Genomic DNA, 25042 nt, shown 5'->3' on the forward strand with positions numbered 1-25042 from the left:
TCACGCTCTAATTTCACAAGCAGGTCTTTTCCCATAATTGTGATATTCCGCCTCAGATGTCACATTTGTCAATACCTCTTGACCTGAATCCTTACCTGAAAAGATGCATGATTGAGAGAGCCATATTCATTCAGCAGCGTGATTAATCTCAGATTTAGGAGGTGAAGTCAGGTAAATTCTCGGATTTACTAAGAATGAATAAACTTCCATCTCCTCCACGTCCAATTCTTAAGGTTTCATCTAAGTAAGTAATATCCAAGGTGGCAGTTCTGCCAGTAGGATTATTAGCTGGGACAACCTTAAATGGGTTAAGTTGAGGAGTATTAATGCCAACAATTTTCTCAATCGATAAATAGCGTTTATCAAAATAGACGTTTAGACGTTTATTCGCTATAGGCTCTAAATATTCTTTAGCTGGCTCAAAGCTAGCTGTCACTTTGACATATCCCGATACTAGCCCCAGAGGATGTTGAACTTTAGCTAGATTGAAAAACAATTTATTTGCAACATCAATCACTTGATAAACTTTACCCAGCTTTAATCCCAATGGAAGAGAAGCTAAAGAACGGATTTCTCTGGCTGTGGAGTATTGCAGTTGCCAAGCTCCTTCTAGCAAAGAAGTAGCGTAGAGAAGAGGATTGAGATTGGGATTGACGCTCTCCAATTCCGTCGTCAATTGTTCAATCTCTGCGGCTAAGGTTTTGTCTAGCTGCAAATCGGTAACGGGAGAGCCGTTGCTCTTGGTTTGGATATTCTCAAGCTTTGCTTGTAATTTTTCCTTAATTAAAATTTGGTTATTCAATGGTTAAAGATTTTCCTTTATATATCCTGTTTCTTTAGTTCAACTTTTATGCACTTCCTGCATAAAAGTTGGATTATCTAGATGAGATTAGTCAATGAGTTGTGGGGTGGGAATTTGCGTATCGATATCCGTTTGGGAAAAAGTAGGGAGCAACCAGCTGCTCTCACCCGCCTTGAATACTTTCGCAGGTTCAACATTCAATTCAATTGCACCAGTGGCTGGATTGGTTCTAGCAAGAGACTGTGTGCCATCGACAAACTTAACGGCGATTGCTTGGGTCAGTTCTTGTGGTTGAGCGTTTGGGCCTAAAACCACTTGAGAACCTGCGGGTAAGTAAATGCCATCGCAATCCCAATCATCATCGGTGATTGTTCCTGCGCCCAGAAAGTAGAGTTGGGTTGGAGATTTTTTTGGTTTATTGGCATAGACAGCCAAAGTTTTTCCAGTTTCATTGCGGCACTGTGCCCGCTTTCTAGCTGTTTCTATGACATATTTCTGAAACTGCAATTGTGCCAGTCGCTGCTGGAATTGCTCAGGTGTATAACCAGCTTGCTCAGGTGTATCCTTTACAGTTAGAAGTTGATTGAGCGCCTGAGTTACCTCAGCATAATCAGCCCCCTTAGTGAAATCTTTGCCTGCCCAAGAGGGTTGAGCAATTAGCAGGTTCACCATCAATACCAGAGCGACAAGAACAATTTTGAGAAACTGCATATATTTCTCCTTTTTTTGAAATTAGTATTCAGTACCACTGAAACTTTACCAGATTTCAAATCCTTGAAAATTTTGATGGCGATCGCACCAACAATAGCCATAAGATTAATTAATAGCTCTACAAGCTCTCCTCAATATCCACTAAACGGTGGTAACAGTTAATTAGTAAGTGATGGCTGATGTCAAACTCTTAACTGGGTGACGGCGATATTGCCGGAAAAACATACATCCACATCGCTGCCAGGAGTGCGATCGCGTTTGCCATATTCCCCTACATAATAAAAATCATCGCCTTCAATTCGATAGTTCACGGGCAAAGGTTTGGTACAGGCTTGGCAAAATACCACTTCAGGATCTGGTTCTCCTGGTTGCAGATGCGGCAGATTCACATTCCAGAAGCTTCCTGGTTCTAGGGGACGCTTGAGTAAATCCGCTAAAACTTCAGCAGTGAATTTGGCAGCCAGATTCCAATCAAAATTCTGTTTGGCTTTGCGATACTGAGAAATAGCAACTCCGGGAATACCGTGCATCGCGGCTTCCCGCACGGCGGCAACTGTGCCAGAAATATAGGCATCGACTCCCAAATTGCCCCCAGCGTTGATACCTGAAAGTACAAATTTGACATCTGCGGGGATTTGTGTTAAGGCAATTCTCACACAATCAGCGGGAGTACCTGCGATCGCATACTCAGTCTCAGAACGTCGCTGGAGGTTGATAGCACGAGTAGTAGTAACTTGATGTCCACAGCCAGACTGATGATCGGCAGGAGCAGCGATAATAGAATTTCTGCCATTTACAGCTTTAAGCAGCGCTTGGATACCGGGGGCATCAATGCCATCGTCGTTAGTTAAAATTATGGTCATGTATATATGATATTGATTTAGCTAAAATATCAGAAAAATGCAGATATCAACCATCACATAGACATCTACAGCAGAATTCAGAATGGGCTGCGCCCCGTTGCGCTAACAGGAGTTAAATAAACACGCTTTCTACCTGGGTAATAAACGAATCGTTTTGTACATCACCTACTTGAAATCTGCTGTATGTAAATTAAATATGCATTGTCTAGAACCCTTGTAGAGACCTAGTAATATAACGTCTTTACATTCTTTTTCACTCAGATATCTAATGAGTACGGCAGGAAAAGCTACTTGCAGATATGAAAAAATATGGCGTTGTTGAACCAAAATAGAAATCATGCGATATGATTTCTAGATGGTTTGCAAATTCCGCCCTAAGCATTTGGGTTAATTCCCAAAATGGGCGGTATTTCTTGTGAGTAGTAAGGGGTTTAGCGTCAGGTTAATGCTTGCAACCGCCCTCAGAACAAGTTTGTGTAATCAAAAATACCGTACAATATACATATTTGCTGGGAATATCAGAAATTTTACACTGAAGAAAATCGGGAACGAGGTGATTTTTGCAGTGGTTCTGTAGTATTTTTGGTGCAAGTCTGTCTTAGGGATCACATAATGAAACAGCTCCTCAAACAAGTTTTTAGCAGTCAAAAACACCTCATCCGGCTAATTCTACCTTTGATAACGGTTATTTTCGCAGCCTCGCTGTTTGCTACACCTGCTTTAGCTACAGGTGTGTATCAAATACCCAGCCTGACAGCAGGGAATGACACCTGGGTTTTGGATCAAGGTGAAGTCATCAGCCGTCTGAATGAAGGCAAAATTAGCAGCGCTTTTAAGGATTTGGCAAAGCAAACAGATAAGGAAGTCAGAATTGTTACTGTTCGCCGACTCGACTACGGCGAAACACCAGAAAGCTTTAGTAAAGAACTGTTTGAAAAATGGTTTCCGACAAAAGCAGCCCAAGCTAATCAAACTTTATTGGTTCTTGATACAGTTACCAATGGTACCGCCATTATTACTGGGGATCAAGTCAAGCCAATGCTTACTGACTCTATTGCCGAAAGTGTAGCTACTGAAACAGTAAGTGTACCGTTACGCAATGGTGACAAATACAATCAGGCATTTCTCGATGCAAGCGATCGCCTTGTCGCCGTTCTCTCTGGCAAAGCCGATCCAGGGCCACCCCAAATAACTAACACTGTGCAGGTTGGAGGCACTTTCAAGAAAGCAGAAGAAACCAACCAAGGTAACGCTACTGCTTGGGTAGTAGGATTGTTAATTGCCGCCACCGTTATCCCAATGGCAACTTACTATATCTATCAGATAAATCAGCCCTCATCTAATGGGTAATGGCAGAGTTAGGAGTGGGGTTAGGAGTTATGAATTTTAAACTCTTAACTTTTAACTCCTCACTCCTAACTTTAATCTTGAACATATTCTTGCCGTGTAACTAAAGCTACCTCAGCCCGGACAAATTCTCGACCTAAATAAGCTGCATGATCTAATTGAGTTGCCAAAGTGGGCTGAGTTTCTTCAAAAATTTTCACGCAAAGTTCTTTCGCCGTTCTCGCGCTAAAAACTGTCGTATGAGTTCGTTCTACCTTTTCTCGCGCCGGAATAACCTTTCCCGTTTCAGGATCGACAGCTAAACCGCGATCGTCAATCACATTTGTAAAATGCTTGGCATAAATTAACCCTGCGTCTTGATCTAAGTAAATAATGAAATATCCACCGGGATCAAGGTCAATATGACGCTGGGAAAGTTTATCATCAATTGCGGCTAAATCTTCAACTATTAAATCCATAAGCATTATAAAAAGAAATTTTCTTTTTTCAGGGTTTTTACACTCTATATCAAGTGTAATTCGTATCTTCCTTAGTCTTCTTGATATCTTTCAGATATTTTTGATTCCTTTTACTTAAAAGTAAATCAGAGAATTTACTATAAATTATACTTTTAGCGTCAACTGAGCCGCAACTAGACTAGTGGATGAATTTACTGAAGCCATAGTTAGAAAAAAACCATATACTCACTTTGAATGAAATTTCAAAGCCCTGCTAAAGGCTTACTTACTTCAGCTTATAATCATGAATTACATCCGAAAAATAGCGCTATTCATCGGGGTAGGAGCTACAGTTGCTGTGACTCCGTTTGCTGTTCAAGCTCAAACCTGCGCTAATTCAAGCCAAACACCATTGACTAAAAGCAGACTCGATCAAATTGCTACGAATCAAGGCATACCACTATCTGAAGTTGGAGTAAAATTTGAACGGTTTGCGCTGAGTACACTCAAACCAGGTGATCCGATTGCTTCCAACAGAAGACTTTTTCCTTCACCATTAAGGCAAATAAGAATTGGTATCGGTAATGTACAACCAGATGGGGTAGTTCCGCTTGTCGTTAACTTAATACCTTTTTTTAGTTTCACTTACCCGGATAGCGTCTTTTATGAGTCAAAGGCAGTACGCGGTACTTTATTGCCTCCAAGCTATGAAAAGTATCAAATTCTTGGTTTCCTAGATGTTCTCGACAGGAGTCCTGCAACAGCTAACAATGAAAACCCAGCGATTGTTTTTCTCACCACATCCGATGTCAGAACAATAAGTTCTAAAACAATTGCTGAAGCTACTAATAGGGATATTGGAGTTTGGCATTCCATAGGATGTGAAATTGCACCACCGTCTGGTAATCTTCAGATGGGCAAGACGGAATTATTAAATCCCATTGTGTATATCCTTCCAGGAAGAGTTCCAACAGATTATGGTGGCCCCGGAAACCCTGGTAGAATTTAAAACTATTTACCAAAATGTCAATATATTTTGTCAGAGAAAAAGGTTTCCCTCTAGAGCAGCGTAGAGGATTAGAAACAATTGATCGAAATCTTGTGTTTGTTCTTGTTCAAGCATCTGTAGAACAAGTTTCACAAGCATTTAGCACTTTAAAACAAATGAATGTCTGGGTACGCAATGCGTATGAATGCGAAATTGAAATTCAGAATGAAAGCACTTTTGTTTTTCAGCTGCGGGGACATCCCTGGAGCTTAATTTATAAACCCCACATATCGTCGATACGAATTTACTTAACAGAAGAAGATGCTAGGAACATTTCAGAATCTCTGAGTACTTCTGTTATTTACTACGCTGGCAGCGATACATGCGGCACTATTGAATACCATCTTTACAGTAATGGTATTCTACAAGAAAAACTTTCTTTTGAAGAGGAATTCAAATGCGAGTTTCAGTCTCAGCTTCGCCAATTAGAAGCTAAAAATATTGAAGATGCGTACACATTTACAATGAATTTCATCCGAGAACAGGACGCTTATATTCCCTGTGTAGTTGAGGTAGAAGAACTACTAGCAGGTCAACATACAACTTTACGTATCGAGGATTTGATGCTTAATGAGGTGGAACGAATGGATTACCTAGCACAACAATAAACTATTAGAATTAGGAGTAATCTAAAATGAAATTAGTAACAAAGCACCTGTCGATTATATTTGGTGTATGTTCTGCGTTTATCATCTTCCCTATAATTCTTGACTCTGTAGCGAAAGCTCAGGAACAGTCAGTTTGTCCATCGGGGCAGGTCAAAGATTCAAATGGTTTATGTAGTCCAAGCAGTCAAGGACAAAATTCAGGAACTATGGCGAGTGCACAAGAATTTTTCCGAAGTGGGCGTAAATTGGCTAAACAAGGTCAGTCTCAAGAAGCAATTGGTGAATACACGCGAGCAATCGAGCTTGATCCTAACTATGCCGAGGCTTATTTTTATAGAGGTAATACTCTGGCTTTAGAAGGACAACCACAAAAGGGAATTGAAGATTTCCAGAAAGCTGCTGCTATTTTCACTTCAAGAGGAGAATCAGAAAGGGCACAGGCAGTACACCAACACGAAGAAATTATTCGGCGAGGCATTCAAGAGGGTGAATTTTGACGAATGGTAGCAGAAATATCGTCTCGATCGCCAACAGTTTAATTTGACGATTTTGAAAATAAGGAAAGTATCTATTTGCCGAGTAAAGCTTAATTATTCGGCAAATGTTACGAAAGTAGTTCCTTTTCCTCAAGTATTTTTCTCACTAAATGGCAACTCTGCATTAATTGCCTCAATCTGCTGCTGTTCGAGTTGATTCACTTCCTTAATATAGGGAAGTAAAATTTTTCCTAAACGATTATTGTAAAAGCGATGCAAACTGTGATTGGGCATAGCGGGGAAACCACGCCGTTTTTTGTGTCGCCCACCTGCGCCAGGGTCAAAAATTTGGATGCCGTTAGCGATCGCCCACTCAATCGGTGCATAATAGCAAGCATCAAAATGTAAGCAATCTATTTCTTGAAAACTCCCCCAATAGCGTCCATAAAGTTTGTCACCTTTAAATAAACAAAAGGACATTCCTAAAGGATGAGAGTTATCTTCTTCGCTATATGCGGCAACAAACAAGACTCGATGGCGATAATCGGTGTGTAACTGCTCAAAAAACCTCCGTGTGAGATACTTGCTACCCCACCAGCCAAACTTATCACAGGTGTCAGCATAGAATTGGTGCATCAACGGAAACAAAGACTGAGGAATTTGATCGCCACTCAGTGGTTGCAATCGTAAACCTGCTTTCTCCACAGCTTTGCGTTCTCGTTTAATATTGCGGCGCTGATTGGCGTTAAACACCTTCAAGTAATCATCAAAAGTTTTAAAGCCAGCATTTTCCCAGATATAGCTGTGGTGCAGCCAAGTTGTAAAGCCATGCCGTTCTAGCATCGGACGCCATTGGGGATCGACGTAGAGAAAATGACACCCAGAAATCCGATTTTTGGAGCAAAAGGTGTCAATTTCATGCACCATCAGCGCTGTGATTTCATCCTCATCTTCTCCTGGGGCGATTAAGAACCGATAACCTTCAGCGGGAGTAAATGGTGTCATTCCCAGCAATTTTGGGTAATATTGGACTCCGATGCGATCGGCTAACTCTGCCCATTGGTGATCGAAAATAAATTCACCAGAACTATGTCCTTTAAGATAAAGTGGCGCCGCCGCAATCAGCGTTTTATCTCGCCACAGTGTCAAGTGATTTGGCAACCAACCAGTTTTAGCCGTAACACTCTGGGAAGTTTCGAGATTATTCAGCCACTCCCATTCTAAAAATGGCGTTTTGAGTGGCATTGCCAAAGCATTCCAGGCATTTTGGGGTACTTCAGCGATTTTGTTCGTCCAAACGACAGAATAGCGAGGCTTAAGTTGTTCCACCATCTTAGAGGAGTAGGGAGTAGAGAGTAGGGAGTGGGGGAGCAGAGGAGCAGAGGAAAATAATCAATGCCCAATGCCCAATAACTTAACTTAGCGTAATCTAATCTGCTGGTCGTTGCAGGCGATAGTGCAAAAACACTTCTTGCTCAACTGTATGAACTTCTATAAGTTGTAACTTAGGAGCCAAAGCAGGTAAAAATCCTTTCCCTTCGACGGGTGTAGGTGCAGTATTACCACCTAAAATCAGCGGACAGACAGTTAGCCATAATTCATCAATTAAATCTAATTCCAGTAAGGAAGCTACTAATTCACCTCCACCTAAGACCGCCAAGCGTGTTATATGTAGAGTGGCTAGTTGCTTCAAGGCTGCGAGAATGTCAATTTCTCGCGTTGGTGTTTCAAAAACCAGAATCTTCTCAAATTCTGAAGGGTACTCCTGTACTCCAATTCCCAGAGTTGAGTGAAGCGTCTGTAAGCGTTCTTTCCACGAAAATTCTCCTGATCTTGTGGTAAGTAGCCAGCGTCTAACTGGTTGCTTAAAAAAGTGAATTTCCGGATTAAGGTTTGCAGAGTTTGTAATCACTATATGAACTGGTTGCCGAGGCTTCCCTCCTTGCGCCCGGAGTTGCACTAGAGTTGGATCGGTTACAGTAAGTGTTGTTCCATAAGCGTCTAGAGTCCCAGCACCGAACAAAACGGCATCAGAGGCAGCAATTTGTTTTTCTAAGTGTGCTTTATCAACCCTTGAGCCAAACCGAGCAGGCGATCGCTTAAAATCTGCTATCTTGCCATCTGCACTCATTGCTAAAACAACTGTAGTATGAGGACGATGTTGCAACATTAAATTGATTTGATAGTTTTAATATTTACTTTAGTCGTGTGTAGATTTTCAAAAAAACTATATCGGCAAGCTACTGTTTTATAATTTCACCACTGTATTGATATGCAACACAAATCGCTTTTACATTTAGCATATACGAGTTTTGGTATACCACATTTCTTTTTGAATTATAGCAATTTGTTATTTTTAAACATTGAAAATAACATTCTGATAATTTAATAAAATATCTCATCTAGCTGGTTTAATTGCATATCTTTTGTATTGTAGATTGCAGGTGCAAAGTGAGACACTTGATGACTAATTCCCGCCAATCTTCCTTTCGTCGAATTTTAGTAACGAGAATATTGCTGCTGTTTGTTCCAGTTTTACTTGTAGGGGAAATTGTTGCCTTGAATAAGGCACGTACTAGTATATTGAGAACTGCACGGCAAAACTTAACAGAAAGCGCTATCAGCAAAGGGGACAGAATTGGAGATGCGATCGCAATCTTAAAAGCTAATTTGCTGAGTGTAACTAAAACAACGGTTATTCCGTCGGGTTCGCCTATACAAGAGCAAGGAATTCTCACGCAGTTAAGACAACAACTTCCAGCCAGTATTGAGTGCATCCAATTAACGAATCTCCTTAACCAGAAGATAATTGCTAGTAGCTGTGGGGATCGAGAAATTGGAGAATTGAGATTACCTTTACCTAGTGACGGAATTGATGTCAAAGCAATCTTCCCGCCAAAGGCAGGAATAACTGGAAAAAGAAACACACAAAATCAACTGCAAGTAGTTTTATCTGCGCCAGTTTCCGATAGCCGAAGAAATTCAGTTTACAGCTTAAGTATTCAGTCTGCATTGTACCAACAAACCAGAAATCCGCCGGGATCGCTCACGGGCACTATGGTAGTGATTGCTGAAGATGGCACAATTTTGGCACACCCATTCACAGATTGGGTGGGAACTAATATCAATCAGCACCCTGATGCTTCCCAAATCAAGAGCATAATTAAAAATGCAATTACGGGAAAAAACGATTCGATAAATTTGTCTTTTACACAGGGCAAAGAATTAGTTGCTGGCTATACAGCTATTACAAATCCACTCAACCAAGAGCAGCAGCAAAAATGGATAATTTTAGCTGTTACTAGTGTCGATAATGCGCTTTTTGGTTTAGAGGAAATCAAATTAATTCTTATCGTTTTGACAGTTGGTTTGATTGGCACAAGTTTGTTAACATCCCTATATTTAGCTCCTTACTTGGCCCGTCCTGTAGAAGAATTGCGAGACTATGCTCTCAATATTCACTCTCACCATGCTGCACAACCAGTTCCGCACAATTTTCAAATTCGGGAATTCAATCAACTGGCCCAAGCATTAGACCAAATGGTAGAACGGCTTAAAGCTGGATCGGAAGAACTAGAAACAGCTTGGAAAGAAGCAAAAAGTGCTAACCAGATTAAAAGCCAGTTTTTGGCTACAACTTCCCATGAATTGAGAAACCCATTAAATATTATTATTAACTGTATTCGCCTGGTTGAAGAGGGCTTATGTGATGACCGGGAAGAAGAAATGGAGTTTCTCAAACGAGCTGATGAAACAACAATTCACTTGCTAGGTATTATTAATGATTTACTCGACATTTCTAAAATCGAAGCAGGTAAGCTTTCGGTCGTTTCTACACCTATTGACCTCCGACAACTCTTGTTAGAAGTAATTAATTTACAATCAGTTAATGTTCAACAAAAGGGCTTGCAATTGAAATGTGAGTTAGCTCCCAAAGTGATACCAATTAAGGCAGATGCGGGAAAACTCAAGCAGGTGCTGATTAATGTTATTGGCAACGCCACCAAGTTCACTGATACTGGAAGCATCACCATTGCTACAGAAATTCAATCTAGTAATGGTAAATCTCAGGTGGTGGTAGCTGTGAAAGATACAGGTATAGGCATTGATCCAACTCAACAGCACAAACTATTTCGCCCCTTTGTAATGGTGAATGGCACTACGACACGTCAGTTTGAAGGTACTGGACTGGGACTAGCGATTTCACGAAACTTAATCGAACTCATGGGAGGTAGCATTACTCTTGAGAGTACGGGACTTCATCAAGGTACGACACTGAAAATTACCTTACCTTTGATTGATATCTCATTGTTAGGTGTTCCAAATAAAGAAGCAAATGTTGGGGATCTGGGATTCTCCTCTGGGAATGAAGCGGTAAAAGCAAGCCGCTACCCCAGCCTACAGGAGTTTGGGGGAAGTTCCTCTTTGGGGATCAATAAGTCTGTGAAAATAGAGATAGATAAAAAAAAGTTCCCGAAGTCCCAGTTGCTAGTTGGAAATGAGACTTGCGAGATTCGTCTTTCGCCCCTGCAAACTATTTTGGTAAGTCTTCCAAAAGGAGGAGTTTGTGCAAATGGGACTTTCAAGAGGTAATTGAGTCAAAAGTCCACATTCGTCAGTACTCCTGAAACTTTTGATCCTTGACGATGCGATCGCTCAAAAAAACAGGTTTACCGCCTTGGCTAAGAGATAATGTTAGAGCAGCAAGAATTTCTACTAACTCAGTGCCTACCCAGCCAGACGAAACCTCTGAGGGAGTATTTTTGAGAATAGAGACAACAAAGGAGGAGCAAACTCGCTGCAATGGTTCTCCTGGCTCTAATTCCAGCGCTATCTGTCTTTGATTTACAGGAATAAATTGATTGCCTTGCTGTTCAAACTCACCATGTAGCAGGGTTAGGGGTGATATTGACATTTCATCAAAAATCAAGCTGCCAAGGCTCCCCACAATTCCCAGGCGTCGCTGCTTATCAGGATTCAGCCAACATAAGTGAATATAAGCTTGAAAGCCATCTGGATATGTGAGTGTCAGCCATACTAGGTCAGCTAAACTTTGAGGCAAATGAGAATCTGTGCATAAACTCACCTCTGCTCCCTGTAGCCACACAGTACCCGTTGCTTGTACTTGCACAGGAATTTGACCCAGCCAAGCGTTAAAGATTGCAATATCGTGAATGGCTAAGTCCCACAGTGCATCAACATCTTGCCGGACAGGCCCTAAATGGGTGCGGGTAGCGTAACCATAGCGTAAATCACCCAATTTACCTGCTTGTACTACAGTTTTTCCTTGCTCAACTGCTGGGTGAAATAAATAAGTATGGTCAACCGCTAGTATCAAATGATGCTGTTCTGCTAAATAGCAAAGTTCCCGACATTCTGCTGGATTGAGAGTTAGGGGTTTTTCTGCCAAAACATGGTATCCCTGTTGGAGAGAGTCTTTAATTAAAGCATAGTGGGTGGTAGCAGGAGTTGCGATCGCCACTCCTGTCAAACTTGGCACTGTCTTTAAATCCTGCCACTGAGTTGTTAATAGTATATTTTCATCTAACTTAAACTGCTGCTTGACCGCCGCTAATCGTTCTGGATGGGGGTCTACTACAGCAACTACATGTACTTGGGGATGTGCTAAAAAATTCCGCAACAGATGCACTCCCCAACGCCCAACTCCGATGACAGCAATTTTAATTTTATTTGTCATTAGTTATTTGTCATTAGTTATTTGTCATTTGTCATTTGTATACAAGGGACTAGGGACAAATGACCACTGACAATCCACTGATTATCAGTTTATCAGCCGTATTTTGGGTTCAGGGTTTTTGCTGATTAGAAATTGCTAAAAAAGCTACTTTAGCTGCGGCTTGTTCTGCGGTTTTGATTGAGCGTCCCTTACCAACTCCTAGCATATTTCCGTGCAGCCACACTTCAGCCATGAAACGTTCTTGATTGCGATGCGGTTGAGTGACTTCCACAACCCGATACTCTGGTAAAACTTTAAATTGTGCCTGAGTCCATTCTTGGAGAGCAGCTTTGTAATTAAGTCTGGCAGGATCGAGGCGAATTTCTGTTGTTAGTTGGTGGAAGTGGGGATCTAGCCAAGAGCGAATCAATTCCAGATTTTGAGTACTTAAGTAAAGCGCACCCAGAACTGCTTCAAAAGCATCTGCCAATCGTGACTCTAGACCAACTTTATCAGCAGTAGCACTACCAGCGACTAGTAAGTATAACTCCAAACCATAAACTCTGGCCAATTGGGCGAGGATGCGATCGCTCACCAATACCGAACGAATTGCCGCAAAATCCCCGACTGGACAATCGGGATAATTTTCCCATAACACAACAGCCGACACCAGCCGCACCACTGCATCACCAACAAACTCTAGCTGTTCATAATTTGCCGAATCAGAGACAGTGGGATGAGTTAGCGCTAAATCCAGCAGTTCCCACTTTATAGGTGCTTCTAGCGACAAACCAAATTTTTGGACTAAACTTTCGAGTTGCCGTTGACGGCGTGGATAGGCAAGGGGCATTACATGATAAGGGGAAGAGGGCAGGGGGGCAGGGGAAGGCAACTAGTTATCTATCTTATATCCCTAAAGTTCTTGGACTATTAATCTAGCAACTTTTCGCTACTTCTCTCTATCTAGCTTCTCTTGGATAGCTTGACGACAAAATTCAGGAGGATCGTCCTTAGCTTTTACCTCTTCCTTCATTTCCTTGGTGATACGCAAATGTAGATATTCAGTTAGTGGTTGCTCTCTGTCTGTAGTGAATGGCTTTAAGTTATCTGGATTACCTTTATTTTTAGACATTGTATAGAAATACAAATAAAGTTTTTCTCCACGTGTATATCAGTAGAGAATGTTAAATCGATGGGCCTCTTAGCCTGAGAAACTTGTTGCCCACCGATTCCCACTTTTACAAGAGGTAACTCTATTTTATGTTCACGCGCACAGAATTAGAAGTTAAAAGCTTGAGAGCGTTACGCGATTTATGCCTGATACAGTACGGCATCCAAGCAATAGGAAACCCTGCTGATAAGGCATCCTATATTAACGCACTCCTGACTTTCCCTGTTATAGCCTGCAAGCAAGTGTCAGAGAATAAAGGATTGAAGTCTCCTATGCTTTCTCAAGTAGAAGCGCTAGAAGCAACATTAGAAGCGATGGGAACACCGACACCAGAGCAGTCAGCATTACTCAAGATGACGATGGAGGGAAGGAAACTAGAGTACCCAGCACGATACAGTCAAGAGAAACTGTTTGGACTCTATCGGGTTAAATGGCATCTGGATACAGCATTAGAGATCCTGGGAATGCTTTAAATGATGAATTAGCGATGTCTACGACGAGCTTCTCTACGAGACGCTACGCGAACGCTTACGCACAAAACCCGTACAAAAAATAATAGAGTACAAACCATGAAAGGTTCATACTCCATTGCAGGGGAGAGAGCAGGACATAAGCCGGGTTCTGTTCTCTTGCGAGGGCAGTTATCTATCTGGGACGCTTGTTACCAAACGCCTCAAGCGGCTCTCATTGAGCGGAACTGGTAAAAGACCAACCGTAGTTCCTATCGCCTTGCTCCCAACCGGGGTTTACCGAGCCAGCACCTCTCGATACTGCTGGTGCGCTCTTACCGCACCTTTGCACCCTTACCAGATCAATTAAAAATGTAAAATTAAAAATTAAAAATTACTCATTTTACATTTTTAATTTTTAATTTTTAATTGTCCTGGCGGTATCTTTCTGTGGCACTATCCTCACGATCGCTCGCACTGGACGTTATCCAGCAAGTTTGGTCTTTCGGGAGTCCGGACTTTCCTCAAACCAGTAACTATGACTGATCTGCAACCGCCTGCGCCTACTCTCTCCTTAGATCCAGTGTAATCTTGGATGGCATAGTGTGTCTGGTTGCTATTGCTTTTTTTTATTCCAAGGTAGAGCGTAAGTCCAAGGTAATTTTCTGACTGTGAAAGGACAATTTATAATACTAATGGGAGGAAAATCGCCACCTGGAGCTAGACCTAAACGCACCTCAGATATCCTAAGCACCAGTTGCAGGGAAAAGTCCAACTCCTTTTTTCTACTAATAAAGTCGTTATACAACTTTTTTTGCCCTTTTTGTAGCCCATTGATATCAATTAGTGGTTTTTTTGCTAAATAGGTTCCAGCAACTTGATCGCGCTGGAAAACGTCTTCTGCTGTCACTGTTTCAGAAAGTGTTTTCTTGGGAGCAATCAGGCTAGGACTTTGGGGTACTGCTAAGTCGCGGGTTAAGTCTGGTGATTTCCGAATTACGCGGCGCGATTGCTTACTATGTTCAACGACTAAAGAACTATTATCCCAGTCAACGTATACGGCAACATTATCAGATTTATTTTCAATGCTAATTCCTAAATCTTTCAAATCGTCAATTGGGTATGAGGATTTGAGTTTAAAGGAAATTCCAATTTTATCGTCGAGATTGTGTTCTTTGAGTTGCTCCTCAACGATTCCTTTTTTAAACTCAAATTTAACTTGGTCATCGATGGATTCAATCATGCGGTTGAAAACATAAGAAACACCGATAATATAAATCGTCAAAACTACTAAATTCTGGTCGCTACTCCTCATAACTCAAAAATCTCAACTCCCGGTGCTAATGAATGTATATTTGACTTGTTGCTAATCTACAATTTTTAATTGCGCTTAATTTCTACAGAATTTTGCAGCCAGCCTCTTCGCCAAAAAAAGAATAGCAAACCAAATGCGATCGCTAACATCACTGCCCAGCAAAGTGGATAGCCCCAATACCAATTCAGTTCAGGCATATTATATGGCGATTTTTCAGTATTGAAATTCATACCATATATTCCGGCAATAAAAGTCAGTGGAATAAAAATTGTTGAAACTATCGTTAGTACCTTCATGATTTCATTCATTTTATTACTCACTGCCGAAAGGTACACATCCATTAATCCAGATGCCAGTTCTCGGTAAGTTTCCACCATATCCATCACTTGCACCGTATGGTCATAACAATCTCGCAGGTAGATTCGCACTTCTTCACTAATAAGTTCACTACCATCTCGAATCAAGGAATTAATTGCATCTCGCTGGGGCCAGATAGCACGACGTAGTTGCAGTAATTCTCGCCTAATTTGATAAATGTTTTGTAGTGTTTTTGGAGTAGGTCTGACTATTACCTCCTCTTCTAACTCTTCAATTCGCTCTCCATAAAGCTCCAGCACTGGGAAAAAGCCATCAATAATTGCATCTAATACAGCGTAAGCTAAATAATCCGCTTCCTGTTTGCGAATAGTACCTTTGTTTTTTTCAATTCGCGATCGCACTCCTTCAAAACAATCATGTTCTGGTTCCTCTTGGACTGTCAGCAAATAATTTTTCCCTAATATCAAACTCACTTGCTCGCTGTAAAAACCACATGTTTTTTCTTTTGCTACTACCATCCGGGCAATGAATAGCAATTGGTCTTCATAATCCTCTATTTTGGGACGCTCTGGTACATTAACTATATCTTCTAAAACTAGAGGAGGTAACTTAAAAACCTTACCCAATCGTTGTAATATGTCTTGACTGCCTAAACCTTGTACGTCTACCCAAGAAATCGATTCCGCCTCCAGATAGGGGACACACTCCTCTGGAGTTTCTATTTGTTCGCGGATGAAATTGGTTTGGTTATAGTCAATCAAAAAAATTATCGGTGGTGGAGCATCTGCATCAATAAAAATGGTTCCAGGTATAGTTCCTGGTTGGTGATAGAACTCATCTTCATACGCCTTGGTGACTATTTTGGGAAGGCGACGCAGTTTTCGTGCCATGCAATATTACCTAATAGTGATTAGTCATTTGTCATTTGTCATTAGTAAATAACAAAGGACATAAGAATAACTTACACGTCATTTTACAAAAATTAATATAAAGACGGTAATTTCTAAATTAAGCAATTATTTAAGTTGCTAATTTGGTGATCAGCCAGATTTAATCTAACGAATCTCAATTACGTTAGCGTAGCGGTAGCGAGTCTGTGTTCGCTTTTAGCGTCTCGTAGAGAGCGTCATTACAAATTACGAATTGGTATAGCATATTGCCTTTGAATCAGCAATGCTACAAAAAAACAGTTTGCCTTGGTAAGACAAACTGCTGAAAAAATATTTATCTGGGTGAGCAGAAGTTAGAACATGCCCATGCCGCCCATGCCACCCATGCCGCCCATGCCACCCATACCGCCCATACCACCCATACCACCCATATCAGGGGCAGGAGCAGCGGATTTCTTCTCTGGCTTTTCAACAACGATCGCTTCGGTGGTTAAGACCAAACCAGCAATGGAACCAGCGTTTTGCAAAGCTGAACGCACGACTTTGGCAGGGTCGATAATACCAGCAGCAATCAAGTCTTCAAATTCGCCAGTAGCGGCGTTGTAACCAATGTTGAAGTCGCTATCCCGGACTTTCGAGACGATCACAGAACCTTCAGCACCAGCGTTGTCTGCTATTTGGCGTAAGGGAGCTTCTAGCGCTCGTTCGACAATATCAGCCCCAATTCTTTCTTCGTCATTTTGTAGGCTGTTTTTAATCGCTTCTACCGCCTTAGCTAAGTGAATTAAGGTTGTCCCACCACCAGGAACAATACCTTCTTCTACAGCAGCTTTAGTAGCATTCAGCGCGTCTTCAATCCGCAGTTTGCGGTCTTTGAGTTCGGTTTCGGTTGCCGCACCCACTTTAATCACTGCCACGCCACCAGCAAGCTTGGCGATGCGTTCTTGCAGTTTTTCTTGATCGTAGTCAGAATCGGTTTCTTCCAACTGCCTGCGAATTTGACCGATCCGTTTTTGTACTTCTGGCTTGGTGACACTGCCAGCGACAATTGTGGTGCTTTCTTTGTCAATGGTGATTTTGCGGGCAGTTCCCAGCGCTTCTAGAGAAGCGGTATCCAAGCTTAAGCCGATTTCTTCTGAAATCAACTGTCCATCGGTGAGAATAGCAATATCTTCTAACAAAGCTTTGCGGCGATCGCCAAACCCAGGCGCTTTAATTCCAGCCACAGCCAGTACACCCCGCGCTTTGTTCACCACCAAAGTTGCCAAAGCATCACCTTCGACATCTTCAGCAATAATTAGCAAAGGTTGACCAGAACGAGCAACTTTTTCCAAAATCGGCACTAAATCTTGGATGCTGCTGATTTTTTTATCTGTCACTAAAATCCGGGCGTTTTCAAATTCGACGATTTGCCGTTCGTTGTTGGTGACGAAGTAGGGAGAAATATAACCCCTGTCAATCTGCATCCCCTCAACTACTTCTAGTTCAGTCGTCAAGGATTTAGATTCTTCAACGGTAATTACACCATCTTTGGTGACTTTTTCCATTGCTTGAGCTAACATTTGACCAACTTCTTCATCGTTACCAGCAGAGACAGTGGCAACTTGAGCGATCGCACTTCCTTCTATTGGCTTGGCTATTTTGGCAATTTCCAGTACCAATGCCTCAATAGTTTTGTCGATCCCGCGTCTCAAGCTAACAGGGTTACTACCTGCCGCGACGTTCTTCAAACCTTCTCGAATTAAGGCTTGTGCTAAAACTGTGGCGGTGGTTGTACCATCTCCAGCGACATCTTTAGTTTTTGAGGCCACTTCCTGGATGAGTCTTGCACCAGTATTTTCCAAAGGATCTTCTAATTCAATTTCCTTGGCAACAGTGATACCATCGTTGACAATTTGAGGTGCGCCAAATTTTTTCTCTAAAAGGACATTACGACCTTTGGGCCCCAAGGTGATTTTTACGGCATCAGCAAGGGCGTTAACACCCCTTTCTAGAGATCGCCGCGATTCCTCATCAAATGCAATAATTTTCGCCATGTTTTATTTCTCCAGCGCTTCCATTAGACAATTTAGCACTCACAGCGCCAGAGTGCTAATCTCTCAAGCGGCTCAAGTTACAAATGGAAATAAAAAAATTGATTAATATACAGGTGATGCTCATATTAGATACTGGCAGTAATGCTTGAATTGGGAGATGAATCTAGACAACTCCCTTAAGTCCCTTGGTATTGCCGACCCTAGCGGCACCGGCTGGTTGGCAGTAGTATTTACGTTCCTCTTGGCTTGCCTTGTAACTTGGCGTTTAATTCCGACAGTACGCAAATTCGCCTTGCGGGTAGGTTGGGCTGACCAACCCAACGCACGGCGACTCAACCGAGAACCTTTACCTAATGCAGGGGGGCTGGCTATCTACGCGGGCGTGATTGCCGCGCTGGTATTAGCTAGCCTTTTACGACCGATCGAACTCCAAAACGTATTGGCTCAGGTGCTCACTATTCTGTTGGGGGGTTCGATATTAGTCCTTGTGGGCTTTATTGACGATCAGTTTGGCTTACCGCCCTCTGTTCGATTGTGGGCGCAAATTGTCACGGCACTGTTGCTCGTAGCAAATGGCATCAGCGTCAAAGTCCTGTTTGGCACTCCCATCGACTCGCTTCTGTCCATGTTGCTAACAGTACTATGGGTAGTAGGGATTACCAACGCCATCAACTTGATGGATGGTATGGATGGCCTGGCAGGAGGAATTAGCTTTATTACCGCCATGAGTTTGTTGGGCGTTGCAGCTCAATTTAACAATCGTGCCGCGGCAATCTTGGTACTCGCAGCTTTGGGAGGTGCTGCACTAGGATTTTTGCGCCATAATTTCCATCCATCACGAATTATTATGGGTGATGCCGGAGCATACTTTTTCGGTTATGTGTTGGCAGCAACTAGTATTTTAGGCAAACTGCAACAAAACACAATTTATGCGCTAATTCCTACGGTTTTATTTCTGTTGTTACCGGTGCTAGACACCACTCAAGTATTTGTGCGGCGGTTACTAGCAGGAAATAACCCTCTGAGTACTCCAGGCAAAGATCATCTGCACCACCGCTTACTTGCTTGGGGACTTTCCCAGCGCCATGCTGCGTTCACGCTTTGGTCAATTACCTTATTTTTCAACTTGCTGGCGATGAGAATACAAGGCATGAGTTTAGCTGTGATTATGACTACCGCCATTAGTATTATCATTCTTCTAGGTTTTACTGTCTGGCAAAGGATACGCCAACAGCCTTAGTTGCTTGTAGGGTGGGTTAAGTGATCGCCTTCACCCACCATCAAACACCAGGTACAACCAGTGCAAAACTAGTCCAAAGGCCAATTTGGCGGTCTTTTGGTGTTTTTTAAAGCTTCTTCCAACATCTGACGATTGGCATCTTGAGACATTTTTTTGGTCTTGTCCATCATCACCACAGCCACTTTTGTCAAACCAGTTGTTGTCCCTTGAGGAACTTTATCTATTCCCTCAAGACCAACACTAGTCACGAGTAGCAGTCCACTCAGTACGGTGGTGCTGACATATACTTTATGGGCTAAGTTAGCTTGCTGAGTCAATTTATCTTTCATTGCTTCAATTTCCTGTTGTACTCACCCTTTTAGTCAATCAAATCGCTTAAAAAGTGCAAAAATCTGATCAGGATCTGATCAGGAGCTAATTGAGTAGAGCGATCGCAGACAAGTAATGGTAAAAATCAAGGCTTCAAAAGAAGGAATTGAAGAAATTAACAAAAAGAGAGAGGAGGAGGGATGGACGACAGACCAAAATAGCGAAGCTCTGATTATTACTAGTCAGCAGGAATTCAAAAAAGCAGTAGATAAAATTACTGATGATACACCCTTGACCATTGAAAATATTGAAACTTTGGCAACAAATAAAATTTTTACTAGTGAATCAACAAATTTAGTTTGGGAATATATTAATGAATTAAAAAACAATAGTTTGAGAAAAATTGATAGTGAATATTTTGTGAAATTCATTAAATCAAAAGAAATTCATACTAAAGGAATTACATATAGAAACTGGAAAAATTTCTTGCATAAAGAAAGAAAACCAATTGATAAAGATGTCTTTATTGCTTTCTGCGAGGCATTAGGAATAGAAAATTGGCGTGATGTTGCTGAATTACCTCCTATTGAAAGGGAGTCTAATAATCAGCCTAATCTTTTGAAGGAAGGATTGAGTTCATTTAACCATAAAACACAAATTAAATTACTTAAGACAAACTTTAGCAATCGAAATAAGCCTTTTCTAGTTGCTAATACGTGTAAGTATAGTCGAACCTGGATGCTGAGACGGTTAGAGTTGGAGATTGAAAACATCAATAGACTAAAATGCAAGCCCTTTTTCTTATCAGGTTCTAGGCACTCTTTACCAAGTATTAATGAACTCTCATCTCGCTTTGAAAGACAATATCCTAGAACAAGGCTTGTTGAATCTTTGAAAAGAGAGAATTTACTTATTGTTATTGATGATCCTTATGACTGCAAGGAAATAATTAGTAATTTTTGGCTGCCTTTAGTTGAGAAATTAACTAAAACAAAAACTCCAGGTAGAATGTTCATGTTTTTGCTACCTAATAATCAAGCCAATGTGCAGCAAATAGAATCAACGCAAATTATCGAACTACCTCCAGCTAATCCATTTGAAGAAAAAGATAAAGAAGATATAGTTAATGTATTATTGGAGATTGGGGCAAAAATGCTAAAACCGTTGTCTCAAAATGACGCAGAAAGGATTGCCGACAGCTTAATCCAAAAAAGTAATGGCGATACACTAAAATTACTTCAAGAAATTTATAATCACTTTAAATGTAGACAAACTAAATTTGCTGATATATGGCAGAGATACCCATGAATCCAGAAATAATTAAGTATACCGGAAAAATTCACCCTGCTAATGGAGGTGAGTGGAATGAGCAATTACGACGCAATTTGTATGCTTATTACCCTAGTAATTCTCTGAAAGAAGCTGTAAATTTAGCAATCAAACTAAATCGGCCATTGCTGCTAGAAGGAGAACCAGGTTGTGGCAAAAGCGAACTTGCTCGTGCTGTTTTCTATGAATTTAGTAAACAATATACTAATTATGAATGGGATTATCGTCTTTGGAATGTGCAGTCAACTAGCAAAGCTCAAGATGGATTTTATAGCTACGACTATATTGGCAGGTTACAAGCTGCACAACTGGCAAAAGTAGAAATTAAAGACGATAAATCTGACCCAGCTAATCCGAAAGATTATCTTGAACTGGGGCCGTTAGGTCACGCTTTTAATAAATATTATTTAGATGAAAAAGAGAATCAAGAAAATCCTAAATATCGAACTATAGTTTTAATTGACGAAATTGATAAAGCTGATACAGATTTTCCCAATGACCTGTTACTGGCTTTAGAAGACCAATGTTTTGAAATCAAAGATTTGCGTCCTCCGAAATGGTTAGAAGCTAATCCTGAAGCACCACCGATAGTTTTTATTACATCTAATCAAGAAAAAGAACTACCTAATGCTTTTTTGCGGCGCTGCCTGTATCATTACATTGAGTTCCCCGATAATAAAGATGATCTCAAAAAAATTATTCAGGCAAGATTTAAATCACAACCACATAAGTTAGTCGATAAAGCCATTGAACGCTTTTTAGAATTGCGGTCTGAAATGAATGATGACAAAGAGGAAACAGCCAAAAAAGTTAGCACCAGTGAATTAATCGATTGGTTTACAGTTTTAAATGATTATCCTCCAGAAAAAGTTCTCAAAAAACTGGAAAACGAACGATATCCCTTTGGTAGTACATTGTTCAAGAGTCGCCAAGATAAAAGCGAATATGGGTTGTGAATAAGTGAGTCAAAAGTTAGAAACCGCGTCTACACAAACAAAACCCACCTTTGTGGGTTTAACTCTCAATTTTTTCTTACTGCTCGGAAGCGGACTTTGCCTCTATAGCCACAATTTATAATCATCAAGATTTGGTGCAAGATATTAAGATAACTGTTAAATGCAAAAAGCATGAGTGAACCGCCACTGCTAAATTTATTTTTACGACTGCGAGAAACTGGGTTGCCTTTAGGTATTGACCAGTATTATTTAGCAGTGGAAGCATTATTGCAGTCTATTGAAGCAGGATTAGATATTGCTGATAAACAAGCAGTAGCGCGGTTGTGTCAAACTATCTGGGTAAAATCTCGGCAACAACAGCGCCTTTTTGACCAGTGCTGGAATGAAATGATATCCCATCCGGCAAGACTGAGCAAATCTCCAATTATCGAGCCACCAATTCCAGAAGATACAGCACTTTCAAAGACAAGTTCACCTGAGAACAGTAAGCCACCAAGCGCAATTGATGAGCATCCAAATCAGCCAGAGAAAGAACCGGAATTATTAATCCCTACGCCTAGCGACGAGGCTATTGTTAAAGCTGTTTCTACAAAGCTAAAAGAAGGAGATTATTTTCCTGTCCGGCGTGAACAATTGCAACGAGGTTGGCGGTTACTGACGCAAAAGTTGCCAAGTAGTATTCCTAGTCAAATAGATATCCGTGAGACAGTTACAGATGTTGCCAAACGGGGGTTTTTTCTCAAACCTGTTTTAACTGCTCCAAAAATTCAGTATAGAGAAGTAGTATTGTTAATTGACCAAGAAGGCTCAATGGTTCCTTTTCATCCCTTCTGTCGTCAATTAGTAAAAATTTGGCAAGGAGCAAAAATTTACTATTTTCGCAATAGTCCGACTGAAGAACTTTACTATGATTCGCAATGTTGGCAAGGAGAATCTATCAAGTCTATTTTGAGCCGTTTTTCTCAAAAAAAGACTTTAGTTGTTGTTATAGTTAGCGATGCTGGGGCAGCACGTCGTCGGACAGTACCCTCAAGATGGGAGGAAACTGTTGACTTTTTGGCAATGCTCATACCTCGCGTCAACAGAGTAGCGTGGCTTAATCCTCTCCCGCGCTTTCACTGGCGAGATACCACTGCTAAATTTATTGCCGAGATAAGTTCATTAGTACCAATGTTTGCACTAGAGTCTGCTGAATATGGCCAAATGCTGCAATGGTTATTTGATGGTAAGCCAAGTATTAGAAATTTTTTAAAACAAGCAGAGAATAAAGCTAGTAAAAAAGAGCAATTTGGCAGTTTCAATATTTGGGAAATCGAAGAATATAATGCCAAGGGACAAATAGAAGCTTTTGGCATCATGTTTAGGGAAGCGCATTTGAATTTTGCCTATCATGCAGCTTTTTCCCTGGTTTTGACGCCAAATTTACTCTATTGTTTATGGTGGAAGTTTTTTAAAGAATCTGAAACACCTTGGTATGTTGTTGCTGATTTACTACTCTCAGATTTGTGCCGAGAAGTCGATACTGAACTGTATGAAATGGAGCGTGAAGTTCGCAATGAATTACTAAGGCTTTGCCAAGAACAGTTTGGCGAACAACGGCTTCAAGAACTTTCGCAATTTTTGATTGAATATATTAATCGCCAAGTTAAAAAACACCAACCAGATTCTTTATCATCTGATTTATTGCAGGTGCAGCAATGGACAGCTTTAGCTTATATCAAAAAAGGAGATGAAGCTGCCAAAGAACTAGCAGAGAAACTGCGTCAAGCGTATTTGGAAAATAACAAAGCAGAGTTGGTACGTTTGGCTGAAGTAATTGAAACTTTGGCAGAACCTTTAAGAGAAAAATATGAACCTTTGCTAGTTGTCGCTAAAATTTATGGTGCTTTGGTGCGTGGTGATGAAGCAGGAAAAGTAGCTGCTCAAAATCAATTGAAACAATTAGGTTTTGGAGAAAGTGTTAATGTCCAAGGAGTTGTGTTAGAGCGTCCAGATATTTTAGGTGAAATCCATACATACCCATTTTCCTTTGAAGTTGTGACTGTTAACCGTCGCGGTCAAATTATTAAACAGGTAACTAAACAAGCGAGATATTTTACTGAATATTTAGATGATAATATCAACCTGGAAATGGTGGCTATTCCTGGGGGCAAATTTAAAATGGGTTCACCGGATGGGGAAGGTGATGAGGATGAGCACCCCCAGCATGATGTAACTGTGCAACCATTTTTTATGGGGAAATATCCTGTAACTCAAGCTCAATGGCGAGTAGTGGCCAAATTGCCAAAAATTGAACGCGACTTGAAACCAGACCCATCACATTTTAAAGGTAACGATCTTCCTGTAGAGTGTGTTTCGTGGTATGATGCTGAGGAGTTTTGCAATAGGCTCTCTGAAAAAAGCAGACGACAATATCGTTTGCCCAGTGAAGCGGAGTGGGAATACGCCTGTAGTGCTGATACTACAACACCATTCCATTTTGGTGAGACAATTACTGGTAAGTTAGCGAATTATAATGCTAGTAAAACTTTTAGAGATGAACCTAAAGGAGAGCATCGAAAAAAAACTACATCAGTAAAAACCTTTACACCTAATGCTTTTGGTCTATTTGATATGCATGGCAATGTTTGGGAATGGTGTGCTGATGTTTGGCAGGATAACTATAAAGATGCGCCTAATGACGGTAGTAAACAGATTACTTTATTAGATAACAATAAGGATTATCGGGTGCTAAGGGGTGGTTCGTGGGGCAACAATCCTGAAGACTGTCGTTACGCTGACCGAGGTATGGGCAAACCTAACAGCTTCAACTTCCTGTACAGCTGCGGCTTTCGGTTGGTATACGCTGCTGTGGTGAGGGAGCTTTAGCACTTTACACTCTAGCAATTTTGCTCTTTACCCTCTTTAAGTGTAGCGGAGCCAAATGAGCTAACTTTTTGCAACTAAGTACTATTATAGAATGTGATTTATCTTTTATGACTATATCACAAAAGGAATGGAAGATTTACCAATTATTCAAAAAACCTAGAAAGTCGCAAAGGAAACTATTCTATGATTACT

The 25042-nt window shown here is 41.0% G+C and carries 23 protein-coding genes and 1 other RNA gene; 10 read left to right on the forward strand and 14 right to left on the reverse strand.

The window, feature by feature from the left end; all coding sequences use genetic code 11:
• Positions 1-154 precede the first annotated feature (154 nt).
• From V7K60_RS20355 to surE, 3 genes are all read right to left on the reverse strand, one after another.
• On the reverse strand, positions 155-802 hold the full coding sequence (locus tag V7K60_RS20355) for a PAP/fibrillin family protein (protein ID WP_334927755.1): 648 nt from the start codon (positions 800-802) through the stop codon (positions 155-157).
• 87 nt (positions 803-889) lie between these two features.
• Positions 890-1513 carry a hypothetical protein gene (locus V7K60_RS20360; RefSeq protein ID WP_334927757.1) on the reverse strand — a complete coding sequence of 208 codons (624 nt, stop codon included), beginning with the start codon at positions 1511-1513 and terminating at the stop codon, positions 890-892.
• Positions 1514-1695: 182 nt separating this feature from the next.
• The gene (gene surE, locus V7K60_RS20365) at positions 1696-2376 is read right to left on the reverse strand and encodes a 5'/3'-nucleotidase SurE (RefSeq protein WP_334927758.1); all 681 of its coding nucleotides are present in this window, start codon (positions 2374-2376) and stop codon (positions 1696-1698) included.
• A gap of 612 nt (positions 2377-2988) precedes the next feature.
• Here surE and psb32 point away from each other — a divergent pair.
• The gene (gene psb32, locus V7K60_RS20370; protein WP_334927760.1) at positions 2989-3726 is read left to right on the forward strand and encodes a photosystem II repair protein Psb32; all 738 of its coding nucleotides are present in this window, start codon (positions 2989-2991) and stop codon (positions 3724-3726) included.
• Between the two features lie 71 nt (positions 3727-3797).
• Here psb32 and V7K60_RS20375 read toward each other — a convergent pair whose 3' ends face one another.
• Complete coding sequence (locus V7K60_RS20375) at positions 3798-4181, reverse strand: DUF4346 domain-containing protein (RefSeq protein ID WP_334927762.1); 384 nt, start codon at positions 4179-4181, stop codon at positions 3798-3800.
• A 283-nt stretch (positions 4182-4464) separates the two neighbouring features.
• Between V7K60_RS20375 and V7K60_RS20380 the strand changes: the two genes are divergently transcribed.
• The 3 genes from V7K60_RS20380 to V7K60_RS20390 are packed head-to-tail and all read left to right on the forward strand — an operon-like array spanning position 4465 to position 6313.
• Entirely contained in the window at positions 4465-5169 is a 705-nt protein-coding gene (locus tag V7K60_RS20380; protein ID WP_334927764.1) for a hypothetical protein, read from the forward strand.
• A gap of 14 nt (positions 5170-5183) precedes the next feature.
• On the forward strand, positions 5184-5816 hold the full coding sequence (locus V7K60_RS20385) for a hypothetical protein (RefSeq protein ID WP_334927766.1): 633 nt from the start codon (positions 5184-5186) through the stop codon (positions 5814-5816).
• Between the two features lie 26 nt (positions 5817-5842).
• On the forward strand, positions 5843-6313 hold the full coding sequence (locus V7K60_RS20390) for a tetratricopeptide repeat protein (RefSeq protein WP_334927768.1): 471 nt from the start codon (positions 5843-5845) through the stop codon (positions 6311-6313).
• A 129-nt stretch (positions 6314-6442) separates the two neighbouring features.
• Here the strand turns inward: V7K60_RS20390 and V7K60_RS20395 are convergent, their stop codons facing one another.
• Both V7K60_RS20395 and V7K60_RS20400 read right to left on the reverse strand, forming a co-directional pair.
• Positions 6443-7624 (reverse strand): GNAT family N-acetyltransferase, encoded by a 1182-nt coding sequence (locus V7K60_RS20395; protein ID WP_334927770.1) that lies wholly within the window; start codon positions 7622-7624, stop codon positions 6443-6445.
• 97 nt (positions 7625-7721) lie between these two features.
• On the reverse strand, positions 7722-8462 hold the full coding sequence (locus V7K60_RS20400; RefSeq protein WP_334927771.1) for a RibD family protein: 741 nt from the start codon (positions 8460-8462) through the stop codon (positions 7722-7724).
• A 293-nt stretch (positions 8463-8755) separates the two neighbouring features.
• On the opposite strand from V7K60_RS20400, the gene V7K60_RS20405 reads away from it, so the two are divergent.
• Positions 8756-10885, forward strand: a complete 2130-nt coding sequence (locus V7K60_RS20405) for an ATP-binding protein (RefSeq protein WP_334927773.1) — start codon at positions 8756-8758, stop codon at positions 10883-10885.
• 22 nt (positions 10886-10907) lie between these two features.
• Here the strand turns inward: V7K60_RS20405 and V7K60_RS20410 are convergent, their stop codons facing one another.
• The 3 genes from V7K60_RS20410 to V7K60_RS20420 form a co-directional block, all read right to left on the reverse strand.
• Entirely contained in the window at positions 10908-11990 is a 1083-nt protein-coding gene (locus V7K60_RS20410) for a Gfo/Idh/MocA family protein (protein ID WP_334927775.1), read from the reverse strand.
• Between the two features lie 109 nt (positions 11991-12099).
• Positions 12100-12819 (reverse strand): ribonuclease III, encoded by a 720-nt coding sequence (gene rnc, locus V7K60_RS20415; protein ID WP_334825892.1) that lies wholly within the window; start codon positions 12817-12819, stop codon positions 12100-12102.
• 99 nt (positions 12820-12918) lie between these two features.
• Positions 12919-13101 carry a hypothetical protein gene (locus V7K60_RS20420; protein ID WP_334927777.1) on the reverse strand — a complete coding sequence of 61 codons (183 nt, stop codon included), beginning with the start codon at positions 13099-13101 and terminating at the stop codon, positions 12919-12921.
• 128 nt (positions 13102-13229) lie between these two features.
• On the opposite strand from V7K60_RS20420, the gene V7K60_RS20425 reads away from it, so the two are divergent.
• Positions 13230-13613: a hypothetical protein gene (locus V7K60_RS20425; RefSeq protein WP_334927779.1), complete on the forward strand. Its 384-nt coding sequence runs from the start codon at positions 13230-13232 to the stop codon at positions 13611-13613.
• A 122-nt stretch (positions 13614-13735) separates the two neighbouring features.
• Here V7K60_RS20425 and rnpB read toward each other — a convergent pair.
• From rnpB to groL, 4 genes are all read right to left on the reverse strand, one after another.
• Positions 13736-14159, reverse strand: an RNA gene (gene rnpB, locus V7K60_RS20430) — RNase P RNA component class A.
• Between the two features lie 46 nt (positions 14160-14205).
• On the reverse strand, positions 14206-14904 hold the full coding sequence (locus V7K60_RS20435) for a hypothetical protein (protein ID WP_334927781.1): 699 nt from the start codon (positions 14902-14904) through the stop codon (positions 14206-14208).
• A 65-nt stretch (positions 14905-14969) separates the two neighbouring features.
• Complete coding sequence (gene corA, locus V7K60_RS20440) at positions 14970-16112, reverse strand: magnesium/cobalt transporter CorA (RefSeq protein ID WP_334927783.1); 1143 nt, start codon at positions 16110-16112, stop codon at positions 14970-14972.
• A gap of 353 nt (positions 16113-16465) precedes the next feature.
• On the reverse strand, positions 16466-18148 hold the full coding sequence (groL, locus tag V7K60_RS20445) for a chaperonin GroEL (protein ID WP_334927785.1): 1683 nt from the start codon (positions 18146-18148) through the stop codon (positions 16466-16468).
• A 157-nt stretch (positions 18149-18305) separates the two neighbouring features.
• On the opposite strand from groL, the gene V7K60_RS20450 reads away from it, so the two are divergent.
• Complete coding sequence (locus tag V7K60_RS20450) at positions 18306-19388, forward strand: MraY family glycosyltransferase (protein WP_334927787.1); 1083 nt, start codon at positions 18306-18308, stop codon at positions 19386-19388.
• 68 nt (positions 19389-19456) lie between these two features.
• On the opposite strand, the gene V7K60_RS20455 is transcribed toward V7K60_RS20450, so the two are convergent.
• Positions 19457-19717 carry a hypothetical protein gene (locus V7K60_RS20455; protein WP_334927789.1) on the reverse strand — a complete coding sequence of 87 codons (261 nt, stop codon included), beginning with the start codon at positions 19715-19717 and terminating at the stop codon, positions 19457-19459.
• Positions 19718-19832: 115 nt separating this feature from the next.
• Between V7K60_RS20455 and V7K60_RS20460 the strand changes: the two genes are divergently transcribed.
• From V7K60_RS20460 to V7K60_RS20470, 3 genes are all read left to right on the forward strand, one after another.
• On the forward strand, positions 19833-21005 hold the full coding sequence (locus V7K60_RS20460; protein WP_334927791.1) for a hypothetical protein: 1173 nt from the start codon (positions 19833-19835) through the stop codon (positions 21003-21005).
• Positions 21002-21982, forward strand: coding sequence for an AAA family ATPase (locus V7K60_RS20465; protein WP_334927793.1), 981 nt, complete (start codon positions 21002-21004; stop codon positions 21980-21982). Before V7K60_RS20460 ends, V7K60_RS20465 begins: the two co-directional genes overlap by 4 nt.
• A 171-nt stretch (positions 21983-22153) precedes the next feature.
• Positions 22154-24850 (forward strand): SUMF1/EgtB/PvdO family nonheme iron enzyme, encoded by a 2697-nt coding sequence (locus V7K60_RS20470; protein WP_334927795.1) that lies wholly within the window; start codon positions 22154-22156, stop codon positions 24848-24850.
• Positions 24851-25042 lie beyond the last annotated feature (192 nt).

It is taken from the genome of Nostoc sp. (assembly GCF_036917555.1).
Classification (GTDB): domain Bacteria; phylum Cyanobacteriota; class Cyanobacteriia; order Cyanobacteriales; family Nostocaceae; genus Nostoc.

Excerpts from the sequence above, each read along its gene's own strand:
- corA (WP_334927783.1), bottom strand. The coding sequence starts at position 16,112 with ATGGCACGAAAACTGCGTCGCCTTCCCAAAATAGTCACCAAGGCGTAT.
- V7K60_RS20375 (WP_334927762.1), bottom strand. The coding sequence starts at position 4,181 with ATGGATTTAATAGTTGAAGATTTAGCCGCAATTGATGATAAACTTTCC.
- V7K60_RS20435 (WP_334927781.1), bottom strand. The coding sequence starts at position 14,904 with ATGAGGAGTAGCGACCAGAATTTAGTAGTTTTGACGATTTATATTATC.
- V7K60_RS20470 (WP_334927795.1), top strand. The coding sequence starts at position 22,154 with ATGAGTGAACCGCCACTGCTAAATTTATTTTTACGACTGCGAGAAACT.
- V7K60_RS20405 (WP_334927773.1), top strand. The coding sequence starts at position 8,756 with ATGACTAATTCCCGCCAATCTTCCTTTCGTCGAATTTTAGTAACGAGA.
- rnc (WP_334825892.1), bottom strand. The coding sequence starts at position 12,819 with ATGCCCCTTGCCTATCCACGCCGTCAACGGCAACTCGAAAGTTTAGTC.
- psb32 (WP_334927760.1), top strand. The coding sequence starts at position 2,989 with ATGAAACAGCTCCTCAAACAAGTTTTTAGCAGTCAAAAACACCTCATC.
- V7K60_RS20465 (WP_334927793.1), top strand. The coding sequence starts at position 21,002 with ATGAATCCAGAAATAATTAAGTATACCGGAAAAATTCACCCTGCTAAT.
- V7K60_RS20425 (WP_334927779.1), top strand. The coding sequence starts at position 13,230 with ATGTTCACGCGCACAGAATTAGAAGTTAAAAGCTTGAGAGCGTTACGC.
- V7K60_RS20360 (WP_334927757.1), bottom strand. The coding sequence starts at position 1,513 with ATGCAGTTTCTCAAAATTGTTCTTGTCGCTCTGGTATTGATGGTGAAC.
- V7K60_RS20420 (WP_334927777.1), bottom strand. The coding sequence starts at position 13,101 with ATGTCTAAAAATAAAGGTAATCCAGATAACTTAAAGCCATTCACTACA.
- surE (WP_334927758.1), bottom strand. The coding sequence starts at position 2,376 with ATGACCATAATTTTAACTAACGACGATGGCATTGATGCCCCCGGTATC.
- V7K60_RS20380 (WP_334927764.1), top strand. The coding sequence starts at position 4,465 with ATGAATTACATCCGAAAAATAGCGCTATTCATCGGGGTAGGAGCTACA.
- V7K60_RS20385 (WP_334927766.1), top strand. The coding sequence starts at position 5,184 with ATGTCAATATATTTTGTCAGAGAAAAAGGTTTCCCTCTAGAGCAGCGT.
- V7K60_RS20460 (WP_334927791.1), top strand. The coding sequence starts at position 19,833 with ATGGTAAAAATCAAGGCTTCAAAAGAAGGAATTGAAGAAATTAACAAA.
- V7K60_RS20395 (WP_334927770.1), bottom strand. The coding sequence starts at position 7,624 with ATGGTGGAACAACTTAAGCCTCGCTATTCTGTCGTTTGGACGAACAAA.
- V7K60_RS20410 (WP_334927775.1), bottom strand. The coding sequence starts at position 11,990 with ATGACAAATAAAATTAAAATTGCTGTCATCGGAGTTGGGCGTTGGGGA.
- V7K60_RS20450 (WP_334927787.1), top strand. The coding sequence starts at position 18,306 with ATGAATCTAGACAACTCCCTTAAGTCCCTTGGTATTGCCGACCCTAGC.
- groL (WP_334927785.1), bottom strand. The coding sequence starts at position 18,148 with ATGGCGAAAATTATTGCATTTGATGAGGAATCGCGGCGATCTCTAGAA.
- V7K60_RS20400 (WP_334927771.1), bottom strand. The coding sequence starts at position 8,462 with ATGTTGCAACATCGTCCTCATACTACAGTTGTTTTAGCAATGAGTGCA.
- V7K60_RS20390 (WP_334927768.1), top strand. The coding sequence starts at position 5,843 with ATGAAATTAGTAACAAAGCACCTGTCGATTATATTTGGTGTATGTTCT.
- V7K60_RS20455 (WP_334927789.1), bottom strand. The coding sequence starts at position 19,717 with ATGAAAGATAAATTGACTCAGCAAGCTAACTTAGCCCATAAAGTATAT.